This window comes from Acinetobacter sp. WCHAc010034 (assembly GCF_001696615.3).
Lineage (GTDB): Bacteria > Pseudomonadota > Gammaproteobacteria > Pseudomonadales > Moraxellaceae > Acinetobacter.
Genome location: NZ_CP032279.1, coordinates 2,827,103 through 2,845,201, shown reverse-complemented (window position 1 = coordinate 2,845,201; position 18,099 = coordinate 2,827,103). Strand labels below are relative to the sequence as shown.

Sequence of the window (18,099 nt, the reverse complement as noted above, 5' to 3'; positions counted from 1 at the left end):
CTGACTGCTGGCTCATTTATACTGCGGATTGTTTCCTTAATCTGCATTTTCTATAATCAGTGCGACACCCTGTCCTACGCCTACGCACATGGTGCACAGCGCATATTTTCCTTTACGGCGCTTCAATTCCTTCATGGCGGTAATGACTAAGCGCGTACCGCTCATGCCCAGCGGATGGCCTAGCGCAATGGCGCCGCCATTCGGGTTGACCCGCGCATCATCATCCTTTAAACCCAGCTCGCGCATTACCGCCAGCGACTGCGCTGCAAATGCTTCATTCAGCTCAATCACATCCACCTGATCCAGGCTGAGCCCGGCCTGCTTCAGCACTTTCTGCACTGCCGGCACCGGGCCTATGCCCATGTATTTGGCTTCCACGCCTGCACTGGCAATGGCAACAACTTTTGCCAAAGGCTTTAAGCCATGCTGCGCGGCAAACTGCTGATTTCCCAGCAGCATGCACGCGGCGCCGTCATTCACACCGGAGGCATTGCCTGCCGTGACCGAGCCGCCCGCTTTGCGGAATGGCGCTTTTAGGCTGGATAATGCTTCTAAGGTTGTTTCTGCCCGCGGATGCTCATCGGCCGCAATGGTGACAGTATTTTTTTTACGGTCTTGAATTGCAACAGCTAAAATCTCTTCCGCCAAAATGCCATTCTGCTGCGCAGCTGCGGTTTTCTGCTGGCTGCGGTATGCAAACAGGTCTTGATCTTCACGGCTGATTTGATATTTTTCAGCAATGTTTTCTGCAGTTTCCGGCATGCTGTCGACGCCAAAAGCTGTTTTGAACTTCGGGTTGATAAAGCGCCAGCCAATGGTGGTATCAAAAATTTCAGGACTGCGGCTGAACGCCGCCGCCGGTTTAGACTGCACAAACGGCGCGCGGCTCATGGACTCCACCCCGCCCGCCAAGACAAACTGCGCTTCGCCGGATTTAATCGCGCGGGCTGCCAAGCCTACTGCATCCAAACCTGAAGCGCATAAGCGGTTAACCGTGATTGCAGGAACTGAATCCGGCAATCCCGCCAGCAATGAAGCCATACGCGCAACATTGCGGTTGTCTTCACCGGCCTGATTAGCGCAGCCGAGTATGACTTCATCCAGCTCTGCCCAAGGCAAATCAGGATGCTGATTTTTCAGGTGCTGAATCGGCAGCGCCGCCAAATCATCTGCGCGAATGCCGCTTAAACCGCCCGCATAGCGCCCAATTGGGGTGCGGATTGCATCAAAAATATAAACTTGTTCCATGTTCACTTCCTTTTAGCCTGCTGCGCGAAGCTGCTGCTGACTCTGCTGCGCCTGTCCCAAGGCAGCTTTCTTTTTTAAATATATACTGGGTCTATAGCGCTCTTCGCCATAAATACGATACATATTTTCCAATGTATGCAGAATAATGTTATATCCGATTTTTCCTGCCCATTCAAATGGGCCTTGCGGATAATTGACGCCATATTTCATTGCTGAATCAATGTCTTGTTCAGATGCAATATTATGCAGAACAGCTTCACAGCCTTCATTTACCAGCATGGCAATCGTGCGCAGCACATAAAGCCCTGCATGGTCTTTGCTCCAAACCGGTATCATATTCATGCCTGCAAAAAGCAAATCAATGGCATGCCGGTCTTCTGGCGTGCAGCACGCCGATGCAGCCACGGGCAGCGCTTTGGCATTGGCCCAATCGGCGTGCCAGTCCATCAGCACCACCTTCTCATGGACATGATCAATATCGACTGATTTGCCCAGGCTTAAACGCAGCGCAACACCGCCTATAAGCATTTCATCGTGAAGGCCGGCTTCAAAATCCAATTCAACATGCGCCGCCTGCTTTAAGCGCTGGATCAGCGCTTGCGAATGCAGCCACTCACCTTTAACAGTAAGTTTTAATTTACTTAATGATTTGGCATAGCAAACCGGCAATTCATACTTAGGCTGAACCTGTTCCTGGCTATAATCATAGAAGCCTTGCTTGGACTTTCGGCCATAGCAGCCTGCATCTACCAATTCTTTTTGAATTAAGGATGGACGGTAGCGCGGTTCATAGAAAAATTCCTGATAGACGCTTTGCGTCACTGAAAAATTCACATCCTGCCCAATTAAATCGGTCAGCTCACACGGCCCCATCGCAAAACGGCCGCATTCACGCATGATAAAATCCAATTGTTCAGGAGTCGTGACATTTTCCTGCAATGCGCGAAATGCTTCGGCGTAATAAGGGCGTGCGACGCGGTTCACAATAAAGCCCGGTGTCGATTTCGCAGTCACAGGCACCTTTTTCCACGATGCCATCAAGGCGAATAGCGCATCTGCAATAGCAGTTGAAGTTTTTAAGCCGCGGATAATTTCCACCAGCTTCATCACTGGGGCTGGGTTGAAAAAATGCAAGCCCACCACCCGCTCAGGATGAGGAATCACCGAAGCAATTGCGGTAATCGATATAGAGGACGTATTGGAAGCAAAAATAGCCTGCTCAGAACAAATGCCTGCCAGCTGCTGAAATAATCGCTGCTTCACTTCTTTCTTTTCCACAACCGCTTCCACGATTAAACCGGCATCCGTCAGCTGCTGCAGTTCATCGACGGCTTTTAAGTTGGCAAATATGCTGTCCAGCTGCTGCTGCGTCATTTTTCCAGCCTGAACACGCTTGCCCAGCTGCACCGACAACTGCGCTAAAGCCTGCTGTGTTTTAGCTGCATCTACATCAAAAATATAAGTCTGATGGCCATGAATTGCTGCCAATTGGGCAATGCCCATTCCCATGGTGCCTGCGCCAATGACTGCGACTTTAGCCTGCTGCAAATTGATCTGCTGCATAATTCAGCATCCTTTATATTCAGGGGCGCGCTTTTGCATAAAAGCCTGCACACCTTCTTTATAGTCGCTGGAACGGCCGGCCAAACGTTGCAAATCACGCTCTAAAATCAGCTGATCATTCAAGTTATTGTGCGCAGCGGCGTTAATCGCTTTTTTAATCAGGGATAAACCATAAGTCGGCTGCTTGGCCAAATGCTCCGCCATTTTTTCAGCTTCGGCTTTTAATGCATCATCCTCAACAGTTTGCCAAATCATGCCCAATTGCACAGCGCGCTCTGCTGAAATTTTATCGCCCAGCATTGCAAGCCCCATCGCCTGAGCGCGGCCAACCAAGCGCGGCAGGAACCAGGTTCCGCCCGAATCCGGCACTAAGCCTAAACGGCAAAAGGCTTGAATAAACGATGCTGACTGCGCAGCGATCACAATATCGCAAGCCAGTGCAATATTGGCGCCAGCGCCCGCCGCCACGCCATTCACTGCGCAAATAACCGGTTTTGGCATTTCAGTGATTAACTTGATTAACGGGTTGTAATATTTTTCAATTGACAGGCCTAAATCCGGCGCATCAGCATTCGGATCCACCACCCGGTCATTCAAGTCCTGGCCTGCACAAAAACCGCGCCCTTCTGCAGAGATCACCACCGCACGGATTGCGCTGTCCTTGGCCCAAGCTTTCATCACGCTGGACACTTCCTGATGCATGGTTTCATTGAAACTGTTTAACTGCTTTGGACGGTTAAAGGTTAAGCAGCCTACTGCATTTTTTTCTTCAACAATGATGGTTTGATAGTCCATTACACACCTCTAAATTCCGGTTTTCTTTTTTCTAAAAATGCGCTGATGCCTTCCTGGCGGTCCTGAGTCGCAGCCAGCCAGACAAAATGCTGGCGTTCCTGTTTCAGGCCTTGGCTCAAGCTCACTTCATGAATTGATTTCAAGGATTGCTTAATCACACGGATCGCAAGCGGCGCCTGCTTAGCGATTTTTTCCGCCAGCTCCAAGGCATATTGCACCGTTAATCCGGCTGGGCAAATCTGGCTGCTGATGCCATGCTGCATTGCTGTTTGCGCCGGAATCATTTCACCAGTCATCGCCCAGCGCATCGCCAGCTGCTGGCCGACTAAACGCGCCAGGCGCTGTGTTCCGCCTGCGCCCGGCAGCATGCCTAAGCCAATTTCAGGCAGTGCAAACTGCGCATTGTCGCCCGTCAGCACAATGTCGCCATGCAGCGCCAATTCAAACCCGGCGCCCAGCGCATAGCCATTCACCGCCATAATCAGCGGCTTGGAAAATTCATCAATGCGTTTCCAGAGCTGCGGGCGCTGGTCTTGCTGAATGCTGACCACATCCAGCTGCGCCAGCTCATTCAGGTCGGCGCCGGCTGCAAAACACTGCAGATTGCCGGCAATAACCACGGCTTTTACTGCTGCGTCAGCTTCTAAATTTTGCAGGCGGTCAGCAATTTCCTGCAGCGTGGCATTGTTGAGCGCATTGCGCTTTTCCGGGCGGTTCAGTTCAAGCAGCGCAACGCCTGCTCTGGGTGAACTGCTTTTAATGTATTCCATCCTTGAACTCCTGTTTCCTTGAACGGGATTGCTGATTTAAGGCTGCCTTAAAGATTACTCATCAAAACTCAAGCGGACATTCGGCGTGGTTGGGCGCGCCTGGCAGCTCAGCACATAGCCTTTTTCAATTTCTTCAGGTTCAAGGCTGTAGTTCACCGCCATTTCAACCCGGCCTTCCAGCACTTTGCATTTACAGGTCGCGCACACCCCGCCCTTGCAGGCATACGGCAAGTCCGCACCTGCACGCAGCGCTGCATCCAGAATGCTGTCATCCTGCCGGGACACTTCTACAGTCAATTCACGGCCATCAAGAACAATACTGACCTTCTCTTCACTGCGGCTTTCAATCTGCTGCGCTGTCGCTTTTGGCGCTGCGCCTGTATTAAAGCGTTCTGTATGAATCCTGCTGCGCTCAATGCCCGATGCCGGCAGTACAGTTTCTACCGCTTCCATCATTTCTTCCGGGCCGCAGGCAAAGCAATGATCAGCATTCGCGCCAATCAAGCCTGCCTTAAAGAGCTGCTGCAGTTTTTCAGCATCAATGCGGCCATTGAAAATTTCACTGTCATTCAATTCACGCGAAAAAATATTGATCAGCTGCAGGCGCTCTTTAAAGCGGTCTTTCAAATCCATGATTTGCTCGGCAAACATGGTCTGCTTCCAGGAGCGGTTGCCGTAAACCAAAGTAAAGCTGGATTCAGGCTGGCGGTTCAGCACTGACTTCACAATCGACAGGATTGGCGTAATGCCGCTGCCGGCAGCGAAGCCTAAATAGTTTTGACCGCCCGCCTGAGCCGCTTTTTGGAAAAACACCCCTTGCGGCGGCATCACCTCCAGCACATCGCCCGCTTTTAAATGATCATTGGCCCAAGTGGAAAACTGGCCTTGATCAATCTTTTTAATGGCAATGCTCATATCTTCCTGCTCGCTGCTGCAGATTGAATAACAGCGGCGCAGTTCAGCGCCAGCGCTTAAATGGCGGATGGTCAAGTGCTGGCCCGGCTGATATTGAAATGCGTCGAACTGTTCCGGCGCAAGGTCAAAGGAAATGCAGATGGCTTGCTCAGTTTGAGGCTGAATGGCTTTAATGGTTAATGGTATAAATTGACTCATATGAAAATCCCTCTTTCATTTTGACGATTTCGCATCGCAGTGCGGCAACTCAAAAATGCTTTGCTAAATGCATTTGAAATAATCAAAAGGTTCTAAGCAGTCTTGGCATTTGTATAAGGCTTTGCATGCTGTTGAACTAAATTCGCTTAATAATTTTGTATGCTGACTCTGGCAGCGCGGGCATTCAATGCCGTCCGTAAGCGCCACATGCGTACCGCAGCTGTGTGACTCGCCTTTTGGCGGCGCAATGCCGTACTGCTGCAGCTTCCGTTTTCCTGCTTCACTCATCCAGTCCGTAGTCCATGCTTCAGACAAGTCCACCACAACCTTTACCGGTGTTAAGCCTCTGGCTTCAAAGGCTTGAGTAATTTCTGCTTTTAATAAATCTGTTGCTGGGCAACCGCTATAGGTCGGTGTGAGCCGAACCACAATTTCATCTTGCGCATTCAATTCCACGCCGCGGATCATGCCTAAATCCAGCACCGACAAGACTGGAATTTCCGGATCAGACACTTGCGCCAAGACATCCCAGCATTCATCCGCTGTATGCCGAATTAAATTCATGCGGCTCACTCCCTGTGATGCGTCCAAATTACCAAGTCATATTCGGGTAAGAGCGCTGCATATACTGCAGCTCCGCTAACACATAACCTAAATGTTCGGTATGCAGGCCCTGTTTTGCTCCGCTGCGGTAAGCGCCTTCCGGCGGCACTGCCAGATTAAAGCGCGCAAGCTCCGCCTGAATATTCTCCAGCCACTGCGCTTTTAAAATTTCAATATTCGGAATAATGCCTGCATCCACCAGCTGCTGCTCTTCAGCGCTTAATTCATACAGCTCTTCAGTGAAGCGCCATAATTGATTTAAGCCATTCTGGATTTTTTCGTGCGCCTCAGCTGTACCCAAGCTCAAACGCTCCATCCATGCCGCCGAAAAACGCAGATGGTATTTCACTTCTTTTAAGGTTTTCACGGCAAAAGCCGAAAGCTGCGCATTGCGGCTATTGCTCAGCGCGGCAAACAGCAGCGCATGGTAATGATCCATCAGCCACTGGCGCACAATGGTTTGGCCAAAATCGCCATTCGGCTGTTCACACAGCAGCAAATTGCGGTATTCGCGCTCTGTGCGGAAATAAGCCAAGTTATCTTCATCACGGCCCAAGCCTTCAGCTTCGCCGGCAAGGCTTAATGCGGTGCGCGCTTGCCCTAACAGATCTAAGCCGATATTGGCCAAGGCAATGTCCAGCTCCAGCTCCGGCGCATGGCCGCACCACTCTGCCAAACGGTGCGACAGAATCAGCTGGCTGTCGCCGACATGCAGAAGAAATTGCGCTAATGCTTGATTATTCATGATTTCCACCCTCTGCCTTACATGTGTTCAATGCCGTCTGGAATACGGTAAAAAGTCGGATGGCGGTATACCTTGTCCAAAGACGGATCGAAAAATTCCGGTTTTTCATCTGGCTGAGAAGCGGTAATCAGTTCAGATTTCACCACCCAAATGCTGATGCCTTCATTGCGGCGGGTATAAACATCACGCGCATTCTGCAATGCGATTTCATCATCCGGCGCGCGCAGGCTGCCGACATGGCGGTGGCTTAGCCCCTGCTTGCTGCGGACAAAAACTTCATATAAAGACCAATTTTTTTTGTTATCCATGACTGTGCTTCCCTTTATTTTCTAAACTTTAAGCGACTTTTTGCGCTGGCTGATGCGGCTGCTTTTGCGCAAATACCGCGGCTGATTCACGCACCCACCGGCCGCCTTCCCATGCTTTGCGGCGCGCTTCAATACGCTCATGATTGCATGGGCCTTTGCCTGCAATCACGGCAAAAAATTCATCCCAATTCACTGCGCCGAATTCGTAATGGCCGGTTTGCTCATTGAATTTCAAATCGGCATCAGGAATGGTCAGTCCAAGCTGAAGCACTTGCGGCACGGTGTTGTCAACAAACTTCTGACGCAGCGCATCATTGCTGAATAATTTGATTTTCCACGCCATGCTTTGCGCGCTGTTCGGCGAATTGTCATCGCTTGGGCCAAACATCATCAGCGCCGGCCACCAGAAACGGTTGACTGCATCTTGCGCCAGCTGCTTTTGCTCCGGCGTGCCCTTTGCCAATTCCATCATTGCTTCAAAACCTTGACGCTGATGGAAGCTTTCTTCTTTGCAGATGCGCACCATAGCACGGGCATACGGCCCATAAGATGTGCGGCATAGCGCCACCTGATTCACAATCGCCGCGCCATCAACCAGCCAGCCAATCGCGGCGACATCGGCCCAGCTCAGTGTCGGGTAGTTAAAAATAGATGAATATTTCATGCGCCCTGCAATCAGCTTATCCATCATGTCATCGCGGTCTGCGCCCAGTGTTTCAGCCGCGCTGTACAGGTAAAGCGCATGGCCGGCTTCATCCTGCACCTTGGCCAAAAGCACCGCTTTGCGCTTTAAAGACGGCGCGCGGGTAATCCAGTTGCCTTCCGGGAGCATGCCAACCACTTCCGAATGCGCATGCTGGCCAATCTGGCGGATTAATGTTTTACGGTAAGCATCCGGCATCCATTCCTTCGGCTCGATTGAAATATCCTTTTCAATATTTTGCTCAAATATTTGCTGCTTCTTGTCCATGATTCCCTCACTTATCCCAAGTGTTGATGCATTTAAATTAAAACGATACATATTTAAAATCAATACATATTTATAAGTATCATTTAAATTATTCCATTAAAACATCTTAAGATATTATTTTTAATCATTTTTATTTTATTAATACTTTGGTATTGCGCTTTAACCATACAATTATGATTGACTTTTTTGTTTTTTAAACACAAATTATGAAACATCAAAATTAAAATTAATTGTTAAACGTATCATAAATGGAGTTTTAAGATGTTGGAGTTAGACAATAGCAGCTCAGCAGCAACCGGTCAGGCAGATCAGTACGCCTCAGCGCCTTCCGTCAAGGCGCTCAGTTCCCTTGTGTATGGCCAAGCCTATACCGCGCAGCAAGATTTGCGCACGGTTTATCACGCCATCAGCGGCGAAGCGATTTATCAGGTCGGCAGCCAGGGCATCGACACCCAAGCCATTGTGGATTATGCCAAGCAAAAGGGTTCAGCCATTGCCTCCTGGACATTCCACCAGCGCGCCAATGCCCTGAAGCAGGCTGCGCAGTACTTGCTGGAGCGCAAAGAAGAATACTATGAGCTGGCAAAGGCGACAGGCTGCACCCGCAAGGATGCATGGATTGATATTGAAGGCGGCATCGGCACCTTATTTGCCTACTCCAGCCTTGTGCGCCGTGAACTGAGTGATGAAACTGCTTTAGTTGAGGATGCCTGGATTCCGCTGTCAAAACAGGGCACTTTTGGCGCCAGGCATATTCTGAGCCCGAAAGCCGGCGTTGCTGTGCATATCAATGCTTTTAACTTCCCGATCTGGGGCATGCTGGAAAAAATCGCGCCAGCGCTGCTGGCGGGTGTGCCCTGCATTGTCAAACCGGCAACTGAAGGCGCTGAGTTGACGCATGCAGTAGTGAAAGCGCTGCATGAAAGCGGCTTTCTGCCAGAAGGCTCACTGCAGCTGATTTGCGGTCAAACTTATGATTTGCTTGATCATCTTAACCCGCAGGATACGGTTACTTTTACAGGTTCAGCATCGACCGGGCAAAAGCTCCGCGCGCATCCGCATTTAAATGCCTGCTCCATCCCATTCAGCATGGAAGCGGATTCAGTCAACAGCGCTATTTTGACTGAGCAAGCCAATGACGAAACCATCGACCTGTTTGTCCGTGAAGTGTTCCGTGAAATGACCACCAAAGCGGGGCAAAAATGCACAGCAATCCGGCGCGCCTTTGTGCCGGCAGCCCTGCTGGACAGCGTGCAAAGCCGCTTAATCGAAAAACTGAAAAAAGTTACTGTAGGCAATCCGTCGGATGACGGCGTCACCATGGGCACACTTGCCAGCGTAAAGCAAAAGCATGATGTGGCCGCCAAGGTTGAACAGCTCAGCCAGGAGGCTGAAATTGTGTACGGCAGCCATTTGCGTCAGGACGTAGAAATTCAATCGCCAAATCCTGCAAAAGCAGCTTTCTATCCGCCGGCGGTTTTAGTCTGCAAACAGCCAAGCCAAGCCAAAAACATCCACCGCATTGAGGCTTTCGGCCCAGTCGTGACTTTAATGCCCTATGAAAATTCAACACAGCTGGCGGACTTGGTTGCGCGCGGCGAAGGCAGCCTGGTGGCGTCTATTGTGCGCAATACAGATGAAAACATTGAATCTTTAGTCGCTAAAATTGCCCCTTGGCATGGCCGCGTGCATATTCTGGATGCAGAAAGCGCCAAAGAAAGCACCGGCCACGGCTCTCCGCTGCCTTATCTGGTGCATGGCGGGCCGGGCCGGGCCGGCGGCGGTGAAGAACTTGGCGGCTTGCGCGCCGTTAAGCACTATATGCAGCGCACCGCCATTCAAGGCTCGCCAAATGCCATGACCCAAGTGGGCCACAGCTGGACAGCAGGCGCGCAAGTATTTGAAGACCGCGTACATCCCTTCAAAAAATCCTTTGATGAACTTCGTGTCGGCGAACGCCTGCTGACTGCGCGCCGCACGGTCACGGAAGCGGATATTGTTAATTTCGGCTGCCTCAGCGGTGACCATTTCTATGCGCACATGGATAAAATTGCGGCTGCAGAATCCCTGTTCGGTGAGCGGGTTGCCCATGGCTACTTCATTGTTTCAGCAGCGGCCGGCTTATTTGTAGACGCCGCAGCAGGCCCGGTCATCGCCAACTACGGCATGGACAACCTGCGCTTTGTAGAGCCTGTAAAAATTGGCGACACCATTCAGGTCGAATTGACCTGCAAGCAGAAAACGCCAAAACAGCAGCGCGACCCAAATCAAAAACCGCACGGCGTGGTGGTCTGGGACATCAAAGTGAAAAACCAGCGCCATGAATTGGTGGCAACCTATGACATTCTCACGCTGGTAGAACGCGGCGCCTAAGCCCTAGCTCAGAGAAAAAGGAATCACTATGATTCCTTTTTTTTAAATTAAAAAATTAATTGTATCCTTTTAATCAGAATTGTATTGACGAAGCCTGAATTAACCCATAAATTAAAGAAACACGATACATAATAAAAATAATATTAAATACAAAAGTATCATTTTATCTCACACAATCAGCACAGGAAGTTGCATGATGAATGATAAATCTCTAGAAATAGATGCGGCTGAAGGGAATATTCAGCCCCAAACCCTAAATTTTGAACAGGCGCCTGTCCCGGATCAAACGCCGGCGCACACTGAGCCTGCATCATCAGAACGCAGCGCTTACCAGTGGTACGTTGTGATCATCTGCATGGTGGCCTACATTCTGTCCTTTGTAGACCGGCAGATTTTATCTTTAATGATTGAACCGATTAAGCACGATTTAATGCTGAGCGATACGCAATTCAGCCTGCTGCAAGGTTTAGCTTTTTCACTGTTTTACGCCTTTATGGGTGTGCCGATTGCTGCCCTGGCGGATAAAAAGTCACGGATTAAAATCATTGCAGCCGGCATTGCCTTTTGGAGCTTTGCAACGGCTGCCTGCGGCCTCAGCAAAAACTTCATTCAAATGTTCCTGGCGCGCTTAGGCGTCGGCGCGGGTGAAGCAGCGCTTTCCCCTGCATTTTATTCAATTGTTGCTGACTTATTTCCGAAAGATAAACTGGGCCGCGCGCTGGGCGTATATGCCATTGGCGCCTTTATTGGTTCAGGCTTGGCTTTTCTGATTGGCGGCTATGTTATTGGCCTGCTGAAAGATGTCAATTTTGTGATGCTGCCGCTAATTGGCGAAATTAAAACCTGGCAGCTGACCTTTATGATTGTCGGCTTGCCAGGCGTACTGCTGGCGCTATTGATGATTCTGACGGTGCGTGAACCGGAACGCAAAGGCTTAAAAATTGGTCAAGATGGTCAAGTCGTACAGGCATCCTTTAAAAACTCTGTGGCATTTATCAAGGCGCATAAAAAGACTTTCTTCTGCCATTTTATCGGATTCTCTTTTTACACCATGATGCTGTATTCGCTGTTAGGCTGGGCGCCGGCATTTTACATGCGCAATCACGGTTTAGATGCCAGCCAAACCGGCTATATTCTAGGCATCATTATTTTAGTGGCGAATACTTCAGGCGCTTTATTCTGCGGCTGGCTGATCGACTTTTTCTCAAAACGCGGCTGCAGCGATGCAGCAATCCGTACCGGCATGATCGGCTGTGCTGCTTTAATTGTGCCAAGTGTTCTGTTTACTCAAGTCGACAGCATGCAAGCGTCATTTGCGCTGATTTTTGTCGCCATGTTCTTTTCAACTTTCCCGATTCCAGCCTCAGCGGCGGCGACGCAAATGCTGACGCCGAACCAGCTTCGCGCTCAGGTATCTGCAAAGTTCCTGCTGATTTCCAACCTGATTGCGCTCGGTATCGGCACTACCGCTGTAGCGCTCATTACCGATAAGTATTTCCAAAATACCGTGATGGTCGGCAATTCAATTTCCATTGTAAATGCTGTTGCCGGCGTAATTGGGGTCTTCCTGCTGTACAAAGGCTGCCGATACTACAGGGAGAGCATGAAAGCGGAGAATCTGGCGGAATAAGCTGAAGCGCGAAAACCGCAAGGAATTTGAGGCAGCGCCTGATAGGCTGAAGCTGAGCGCCGGAACCGCAGGGCTTTAAACTGCTGTTCCGGCGCCGCCTCATTCAGCCTGAGCCCGCGTCACTTTTAAAATGAGCGAGATAGCTCCTTAAAGCCTGCTGACGATCCGCCGATGCCAGCTGCTCAGGCCAGATATAGCAAGCCAGCATGCCTTAAATTGCCAATGGCTTCCGGCAGCCCTCCAATCAGCAGGTGCCGTTTCTGACAATCAATGTCAGCTCTTTTTTATAGCTGCTTGGGTCATAAACATCCGCAATTTTGCATCCCTGCGCATCACACTGCAGCTCAAAATCTACATGGAAGCTTTTTCCGAAATTTTTCGCCTGCGCGCGCACCCGGCCATTCGGCAATGCTGAATATTTGATTTGGCTCGCGCGGACATCATAATCACTGCCCGGAATCAGCACTGGCCGCACCCACCCGCACATGTCCCCTTCATGGCGCTCGGCAATGGCGTCGCGCTTTTGAATGAGCTTGCGCAGCTCCGGAGATGCATGCAGCTTTAAGATATCAATCCCCATCAAGTCTTCATTTAACTGATCTGCATATATTTTTTTGACCGCATTGATTTTTGCCTGCTGCGGCGCATTGGCATAGCCTGCGCCTGAAGAGAAAATGCATAATGCGCTTAGAACAATTTTCAGTTTCATTATTTTAACTCAAAGTATTTGATATTTAAAATTAAATACTAATCGCGATTGCGCCGTGGCGCAAGAAAAGCTGCGGGTATGCGCAAAACTGATACGCAGCTAAAAAAATAGCGGTGCAAGGCATTTCCGCACCGCTATTTTTTACGATCAGGACGCCATTTTAGAACCTGAATGTTCTGCAGTTTTTCCCGCCTTCTTCACAGATTTCACCGTAGCCCAATGTGCGGGAAGATGAAACTGGCTGCTGGGCCGCGCCAGCGTTCTGGCCTGAAGATGGATTGGAACGCATGGCGCCGGCCGGATTTCCGGCTAAATCCAGCAGATCTGCAGCCAGCATTCTGCCCAGCTTTTGATAGCCTGAAGCGGTGAAGTGAACGCCGTCGCCGCGGGCCTCGCCCCGGCTGATCCAGCTCTTCATGGAGCATGCGCCCCCCATAGCCTGCTGCCAGTTCCACAGCATCGTGCGCTGCTGCTGCGCGACTTCAGCCTGCATTTCCTGAAATTCAGTCAGCTTATCCGGCCTGCGGCCGCATTGCCCTGCCGTGCTTTTCAGGCTTTCAGGCGCTGAAACAATCATGACGGCGCTGCCGGGGCTGGCCTGCCGGATTTCCTGAATTTTAGCGCTTAACAGCTTTCGTGCCTGCTCAATATTCGGGTTGCCGTAAGCCTCATTTGTACCGTAAGCCAGCACAATCAGCTCCGGCGCAATAGCGCCCAGCTCTTTTTTCCAGCCATTGCTCCAGTGATTCCAGTAGCTGAGTTCTGCGCCATTAATCCCCAGCGCGGAAACGACTGCGCCCGCGCCGCTGGCATTTTTTGCCCACCAGCCGCCAATCGCGGAATCCCGGGTATTCTGCGCGGTAACGGTAAAAGGCAGCTTGGCGTTAAACTGCGCTGTCTGCCAGGTGCCGTCTTTGACCGGCGCGCCAAAAGAGAAGCTTCTTCCGGCGGCGTCCACTGCAGTGAAGTCGCCGTCGCCGGCAGCCTGCCTTAGGCTGACGGTAACCGCCTGCTCCTGCTCACTCTGCTTCGGCTTGATTGTCAAAGTCGCGCCGGAATAGCGCGGCACAGCAAGCAGCCCGCCAAGCGCATAGTTTTGATTGCGCTCTGTCCGGCTTGAAACCGGCTGCCAGCCGGAATTGTCATAGCCGTATTCCGCCAGGCGCTGGCCGGCAAAATACATCGGCATGCCCCAGCCCATGCCGCCATTGCCCAAGGCACTCTGCAGCTGTTCGCGGACCGTTTCAGTCCAGACATCGGCTGCAGTATGCGAGTCGCCCAGCTGCACCACATGCACCGAGCGGCTGTTCAGCGCCTGAATGAATTTGGCGGTATTCGGCTCATTGAAGTTGCTTAAATTGCCCGCGCTGGCGCCCATGGAAAAGGCCAGCGCTGCAGCAAAAGCGGCGAATGATTTGCGCTTATAAGACATGCTTGTTATCAATCCGGTTTTTTTCATTAATTTACAATTTTCAGATGCTTTTCAATTTCCTGCGCAATGATCTTTTGACCGTCTGGAGAAAAATGAATCCCGTCAGCTGAACGCATTTTAATGGATTGATTATTTTTAACCAGATAATCACTGTAAACGTCATTCTTTCCGCCTAACAGCGGGCGGGTATCAATAAAGAACGCTTTGTTCTTTTTCACCTCATCGGCAATTACTTTATTTAAATAAATCATCTGCTCATTCAGCATCGGCTTGCCCATATTCGGCGGACTGAGCCACATCACGCTGACATGATGGCTTTGCGCCGTCTGGATGATGCCGGCAATGCGCGAACGGTAAACCGCTTCCCATTGCGGCGACTTGAATTTCAGGTAGCTTCCGCCCTGCGGATTCGGCATATCCCAAGGGTCATTCGGCCCTAAAAATACTACAAGGATTTTAATGTTCTGGCCTGACGCCAAGGTTTCCTGAATGGTTTTAGGCCAGTCGAAAAAGCCCGGATAAGACAGGCCGGTGCTTTGCTTGCTCAAGTTGACCGATTTAATCTGATAGCCCTGCTGCAGATGCTTCTGCACATGCGGCGCAACGCCCTGCATCAGCGAATCGCCGGCAAAGAAGATTTCATCGGCCTTGGTCAGCGTAAACTGGTCAAGCAGGGCTTTTTCCGCGATGGCGGCTTTTTCCTGCGCCAGCCTGATTTCCTCCAGCTGGATTTTTCTGGCGAGTTCGGCTTTAAATTCCGGCGTAAACGCATAATCGGCATTAAAGCCGTTCACCAGCAGGCCATTCTGTTCCTCAATGGCGGCTTTGGCCACGCCATGCGAAGCATATAAGGCATCGCCGATGCTGCCGCCCTTGGCCCATAATGAATAATCCCCCAGCTGCATCAGCGGGCTTTCCCGGTGATAGGTCTGCTGGAAATAGGCATTGACCGAATTCTGCATGATCCAGATGCCCAGCATTCCGAAACTCAGCAGCACCGCCAGCACAAAGCAGACGCCGCGCAGGTGCGTATCCTGCACGGCGGCGGCCTCAGGCTGCTGCTGTTCAAGGCCGTCCGGAGGGCTGACTAAATCTGGATAGTTATTATTAGAAGTTTGCATAAATAAACCCTGGGATGCCGGAAGGCGCGCAAATTACAATCAGCATAAAAATCATGAATAAAGGCACAATCACGCGGTACTGCGGAAATTTTGGATAATGCGCTTTGAGCCTTTGCCCGAACTGCCGCGCAAATGGATAAGCGATCCAGGCCACGGCCATCAGGCCCAGCAAGTACAGCGGATTGTTCAGCCACTGGACATTCATATAGTTCTGGAATAATGCCTGAAATACCTGCAGCGCTTCTTCGAAAGTTTTGGCCCTGAAGAATACAAAGCAGAAGCAGACAAAATTCACGGTGACGAAAACGCTGACCGCCTTGCCCAGAAGGCTGGATTTGTAGACCGCGTCCCGCGCTTCCCTGGCGCTGACCTTGTAGATTTTTTCATAGGCCTTGTCGCTGATGTTCAGCAGCACCAAGGCCAGCCCGTGAAACAGCCCCCACAGGAAGAAATTCCAGCCTGAACCATGCCACACGCCTGACAGCACCATGGCGGCCAGCAGGTTGAACTGCGTTCTGGCAAAGCCGTGGCGGCTGCCGCCGAGCGGAATATAGATGTGGTCGCGGATCCATGTGGACAGGCTGATATGCCATTTGTCCCAGAAATCGCGGATATTGTGCGCCAGCAGCGGCGCGCGGAAGTTGACCGGCAGCCTGAAACCGAGCAGCAGGCCAAACGCGATCATCATTTCACTGTAGCCGGAAAAATCCAGGAACAGCTGAATGGTATAGCCGTAAATCGCCGCCAAGATTTCTAAGCTGTGGTATTGCAGTGGATTGGCAAATACCGGGTTGACCCAGTTGTCCGCCAGCCAGCCGGCAATCCACCATTTTTTAATCAGGGCGATGACAATTAAAGCCAAGGCCAAGCCGGGATAGATGATGCTCCGCGGTTCGGCGCTTCTGATCTGCGCGCTCATGCCGCAAGGCTGATCATCAATATCGGTCAGGCCTTTTGCGCTCTGCGCGCGGGCAATCGGCCCTGCAGTGATGGTGGCAAAAAATGAAAAATGCATCAGCAGCTGCGCGAAATTGAATTTTGGCACTTCCGGCGTGTCCCGGTAGCGGCTGACCAGATAGCTGATGGCCTGAAAGGAATAATAGGAAATGCCCAGAGGCAGAATCAGATTGGCAGCCAAGCCGCTGCCGTCCAAATTCATTGCATTCAGCGAGGCGGAAACTGCGCCTTTAAAGAAGTCATAATATTTAAAGAAGCTGAGCTGCAGCAGCGTTATCACGATGCCTAAAATCAGCAGGCTTTTTTTATGGGCCTCATACCTGCTCATTAAATAGACAATCAGGTGAATAACGATGCTGAAAGCGAAGAGGATTGCCGGCGCCGCCGCGCCCGCCATGAGGTAAATGACGCCGTAGCTGGCCGCCGCGATAATGAGGTTTTGAATTTGAGGCTTGGCCCTGAATGCCCAGTAAATGCAGAAAAATACAATGAATGCCAGGGCGAATTCGATGGACAAAAACGAAAACATCTTATAATAACTTATACTGAGTAAAAATTTTGGCACAATATACCCTAGGCAGCAGGCTTAAACAATATCGCTGCATCGGGAAAAGCTCAGCTGCGCAGTCAGCGCCTGCGCTCAGGCTGCCGGCCCGCCAGCAGGCGCGATGCCGGCCAGAAAACGGGCTTGGGCAGCAGGCCTTAACAATTACTTAATAAAATGATTTTATTAATATTTTTAAAATTTCAAGAATTCACCCGGATCAAGACTAAGCTTAGATTGTCTCCTGCCCGGTATTTAATGCTTTCATAAAATTCAGTCAGCCAGACTTTCAGCGGCTGCCCTAAAGCGACAGGCGGCCATTCCGCATGCTCCATTGCGTCATACACCCCGTCAGTGCAGATCAAAAGCGCATCGCCTGTTTTCACCTGATGCCTGACCGTATTTTTTTCAGCCACCTCTTCTTGCCAGTCCGCGCAAAAAAAACCTGTTAAAACATCGTAGATTGACGCCAGCTCCTGGCCTTCCAAAGCATGCAGCCCAGCCAGCTCATTATAAAAATTGTCATCCAATGTTAAGGGCTGCCATTTCCGCTGCAGGCTGCAAAATGCATAAACGCGGCTGTCCCCTAGGGACTGGATGCGGATAAGGTTTGGCGGATCCGCCGCTGCATGCCGCGCCAGCGCCATTGTTGTGCCGGCGCCATAAGTTTCCGCACAGCTTAAGCTGCCTTCAGCATCTTCCGGATCATTTAAACCGGCATGATCCAGCGCCCTGCATAATTCATCCTGAATATAGGCAAATTTAATATCCTGCTCATGCTGCGTATAATAGCGCTGAACCGTTTCCAGCACCTGATGCGCCGCCATTCCGGAATGGCGGTGGCTGCTGATCCCGTCAGCCACCGCTGCGCACCAGGATTCATGCGCATCAAAAAGAAAAGGCTTGCTGTAAATTCCCTTATGCTGAATGACCCTGCCCGCAATCAGAATCGCATCCTGCTGATTTTTCTTCAGCGCTTGCCAAGTCAAGCCCTGCATTTCATAGCTGGCCATTTTCCGCCTGCTCCATTTAATGATTTTTTGGGGAGCTGCTTATATTTCAGCTCGGCACATGAGCCGACGATTTGGTTTGCGCCGCGGTGCATGCATACCTGCATTTAAATTCACTCTTATTTTGCCTGCTTCAATCTGTATTCAAAATAAGGGCTGAAAAATTTAGCAATCGATGCTTTAAGAATGTAACAAGATGTATATAGCT

Annotated in this window: 16 protein-coding genes; 2 read left to right on the top strand and 14 right to left on the bottom strand. The window is 50.7% G+C overall.

From position 1 onward, the window contains the following. Positions 1–36 precede the first annotated feature (36 nt). From pcaF to paaA, 9 genes are all read right to left on the bottom strand, one after another. The gene (pcaF, locus tag BEN74_RS15285) at positions 37–1,248 is read right to left on the bottom strand and encodes a 3-oxoadipyl-CoA thiolase (protein ID WP_068911817.1); all 1,212 of its coding nucleotides are present in this window, start codon (positions 1,246–1,248) and stop codon (positions 37–39) included. 12 nt (positions 1,249–1,260) lie between these two features. Further along, positions 1,261–2,811, bottom strand: coding sequence for a 3-hydroxyacyl-CoA dehydrogenase (locus BEN74_RS15280; protein WP_068911815.1), 1,551 nt, complete (start codon positions 2,809–2,811; stop codon positions 1,261–1,263). Between the two features lie 3 nt (positions 2,812–2,814). After that, positions 2,815–3,606, bottom strand: a complete 792-nt coding sequence (paaG, locus tag BEN74_RS15275; RefSeq protein ID WP_068911813.1) for a 2-(1,2-epoxy-1,2-dihydrophenyl)acetyl-CoA isomerase PaaG — start codon at positions 3,604–3,606, stop codon at positions 2,815–2,817. Further along, a complete protein-coding gene (locus BEN74_RS15270) occupies positions 3,606–4,376 on the bottom strand; it encodes an enoyl-CoA hydratase-related protein (protein WP_068911811.1) in 771 nt (256 codons plus the stop codon). Before BEN74_RS15270 ends, paaG begins: the two co-directional genes overlap by 1 nt. 54 nt (positions 4,377–4,430) lie before the next feature. Beyond that, positions 4,431–5,489, bottom strand: coding sequence for a 1,2-phenylacetyl-CoA epoxidase subunit PaaE (gene paaE, locus BEN74_RS15265; protein WP_068911809.1), 1,059 nt, complete (start codon positions 5,487–5,489; stop codon positions 4,431–4,433). A gap of 63 nt (positions 5,490–5,552) precedes the next feature. Further along, complete coding sequence (gene paaD / locus BEN74_RS15260) at positions 5,553–6,053, bottom strand: 1,2-phenylacetyl-CoA epoxidase subunit PaaD (RefSeq protein ID WP_068911806.1); 501 nt, start codon at positions 6,051–6,053, stop codon at positions 5,553–5,555. Positions 6,054–6,081: 28 nt separating this feature from the next. Further along, positions 6,082–6,837: a 1,2-phenylacetyl-CoA epoxidase subunit PaaC gene (gene paaC, locus BEN74_RS15255; RefSeq protein ID WP_068911803.1), complete on the bottom strand. Its 756-nt coding sequence runs from the start codon at positions 6,835–6,837 to the stop codon at positions 6,082–6,084. A gap of 17 nt (positions 6,838–6,854) precedes the next feature. Further along, a complete protein-coding gene (paaB, locus tag BEN74_RS15250; RefSeq protein WP_068911801.1) occupies positions 6,855–7,145 on the bottom strand; it encodes a 1,2-phenylacetyl-CoA epoxidase subunit PaaB in 291 nt (96 codons plus the stop codon). A gap of 28 nt (positions 7,146–7,173) precedes the next feature. Next, positions 7,174–8,115, bottom strand: a complete 942-nt coding sequence (gene paaA / locus BEN74_RS15245; protein WP_068911799.1) for a 1,2-phenylacetyl-CoA epoxidase subunit PaaA — start codon at positions 8,113–8,115, stop codon at positions 7,174–7,176. 261 nt (positions 8,116–8,376) lie between these two features. On the opposite strand from paaA, the gene paaZ reads away from it, so the two are divergent. Both paaZ and BEN74_RS15235 read left to right on the top strand, forming a co-directional pair. Next, positions 8,377–10,488 (top strand): phenylacetic acid degradation bifunctional protein PaaZ, encoded by a 2,112-nt coding sequence (gene paaZ / locus BEN74_RS15240; protein WP_068911796.1) that lies wholly within the window; start codon positions 8,377–8,379, stop codon positions 10,486–10,488. A 193-nt stretch (positions 10,489–10,681) separates the two neighbouring features. Beyond that, entirely contained in the window at positions 10,682–12,118 is a 1,437-nt protein-coding gene (locus tag BEN74_RS15235) for a spinster family MFS transporter (protein WP_068911794.1), read from the top strand. A gap of 244 nt (positions 12,119–12,362) precedes the next feature. Here BEN74_RS15235 and BEN74_RS15230 read toward each other — a convergent pair whose 3' ends face one another. The 5 genes from BEN74_RS15230 to BEN74_RS15210 all read right to left on the bottom strand — a co-directional run bounded on the left by BEN74_RS15230 (position 12,363) and on the right by BEN74_RS15210 (position 17,894). Next, complete coding sequence (locus BEN74_RS15230) at positions 12,363–12,827, bottom strand: hypothetical protein (RefSeq protein ID WP_086374287.1); 465 nt, start codon at positions 12,825–12,827, stop codon at positions 12,363–12,365. A 160-nt stretch (positions 12,828–12,987) separates the two neighbouring features. Then, positions 12,988–14,259 (bottom strand): GDSL-type esterase/lipase family protein, encoded by a 1,272-nt coding sequence (locus BEN74_RS15225; protein WP_068912007.1) that lies wholly within the window; start codon positions 14,257–14,259, stop codon positions 12,988–12,990. A gap of 26 nt (positions 14,260–14,285) precedes the next feature. Beyond that, complete coding sequence (locus BEN74_RS15220) at positions 14,286–15,380, bottom strand: DUF459 domain-containing protein (RefSeq protein WP_068911792.1); 1,095 nt, start codon at positions 15,378–15,380, stop codon at positions 14,286–14,288. Next, positions 15,367–16,866, bottom strand: a complete 1,500-nt coding sequence (locus BEN74_RS15215; RefSeq protein ID WP_068911790.1) for an MBOAT family O-acyltransferase — start codon at positions 16,864–16,866, stop codon at positions 15,367–15,369. Before BEN74_RS15215 ends, BEN74_RS15220 begins: the two co-directional genes overlap by 14 nt. A gap of 218 nt (positions 16,867–17,084) precedes the next feature. Continuing rightward, a complete protein-coding gene (locus tag BEN74_RS15210; protein ID WP_068911787.1) occupies positions 17,085–17,894 on the bottom strand; it encodes a PP2C family protein-serine/threonine phosphatase in 810 nt (269 codons plus the stop codon). Positions 17,895–18,099 lie beyond the last annotated feature (205 nt).

Bases quoted from the DNA above. Each gene is read 5' to 3' on its own strand.
- BEN74_RS15235 (WP_068911794.1), top strand. From the start codon at position 10,682: ATGATGAATGATAAATCTCTAGAAATAGATGCGGCTGAAGGGAATATT.
- paaE (WP_068911809.1), bottom strand. From the start codon at position 5,489: ATGAGTCAATTTATACCATTAACCATTAAAGCCATTCAGCCTCAAACT.
- BEN74_RS15280 (WP_068911815.1), bottom strand. From the start codon at position 2,811: ATGCAGCAGATCAATTTGCAGCAGGCTAAAGTCGCAGTCATTGGCGCA.
- paaG (WP_068911813.1), bottom strand. From the start codon at position 3,606: ATGGACTATCAAACCATCATTGTTGAAGAAAAAAATGCAGTAGGCTGC.
- paaC (WP_068911803.1), bottom strand. From the start codon at position 6,837: ATGAATAATCAAGCATTAGCGCAATTTCTTCTGCATGTCGGCGACAGC.
- BEN74_RS15230 (WP_086374287.1), bottom strand. From the start codon at position 12,827: ATGAAACTGAAAATTGTTCTAAGCGCATTATGCATTTTCTCTTCAGGC.
- paaA (WP_068911799.1), bottom strand. From the start codon at position 8,115: ATGGACAAGAAGCAGCAAATATTTGAGCAAAATATTGAAAAGGATATT.
- paaZ (WP_068911796.1), top strand. From the start codon at position 8,377: ATGTTGGAGTTAGACAATAGCAGCTCAGCAGCAACCGGTCAGGCAGAT.
- paaB (WP_068911801.1), bottom strand. From the start codon at position 7,145: ATGGATAACAAAAAAAATTGGTCTTTATATGAAGTTTTTGTCCGCAGC.
- paaD (WP_068911806.1), bottom strand. From the start codon at position 6,053: ATGAATTTAATTCGGCATACAGCGGATGAATGCTGGGATGTCTTGGCG.
- BEN74_RS15210 (WP_068911787.1), bottom strand. From the start codon at position 17,894: ATGGCCAGCTATGAAATGCAGGGCTTGACTTGGCAAGCGCTGAAGAAA.
- BEN74_RS15215 (WP_068911790.1), bottom strand. From the start codon at position 16,866: ATGTTTTCGTTTTTGTCCATCGAATTCGCCCTGGCATTCATTGTATTT.
- pcaF (WP_068911817.1), bottom strand. From the start codon at position 1,248: ATGGAACAAGTTTATATTTTTGATGCAATCCGCACCCCAATTGGGCGC.
- BEN74_RS15225 (WP_068912007.1), bottom strand. From the start codon at position 14,259: ATGTCTTATAAGCGCAAATCATTCGCCGCTTTTGCTGCAGCGCTGGCC.
- BEN74_RS15220 (WP_068911792.1), bottom strand. From the start codon at position 15,380: ATGCAAACTTCTAATAATAACTATCCAGATTTAGTCAGCCCTCCGGAC.
- BEN74_RS15270 (WP_068911811.1), bottom strand. From the start codon at position 4,376: ATGGAATACATTAAAAGCAGTTCACCCAGAGCAGGCGTTGCGCTGCTT.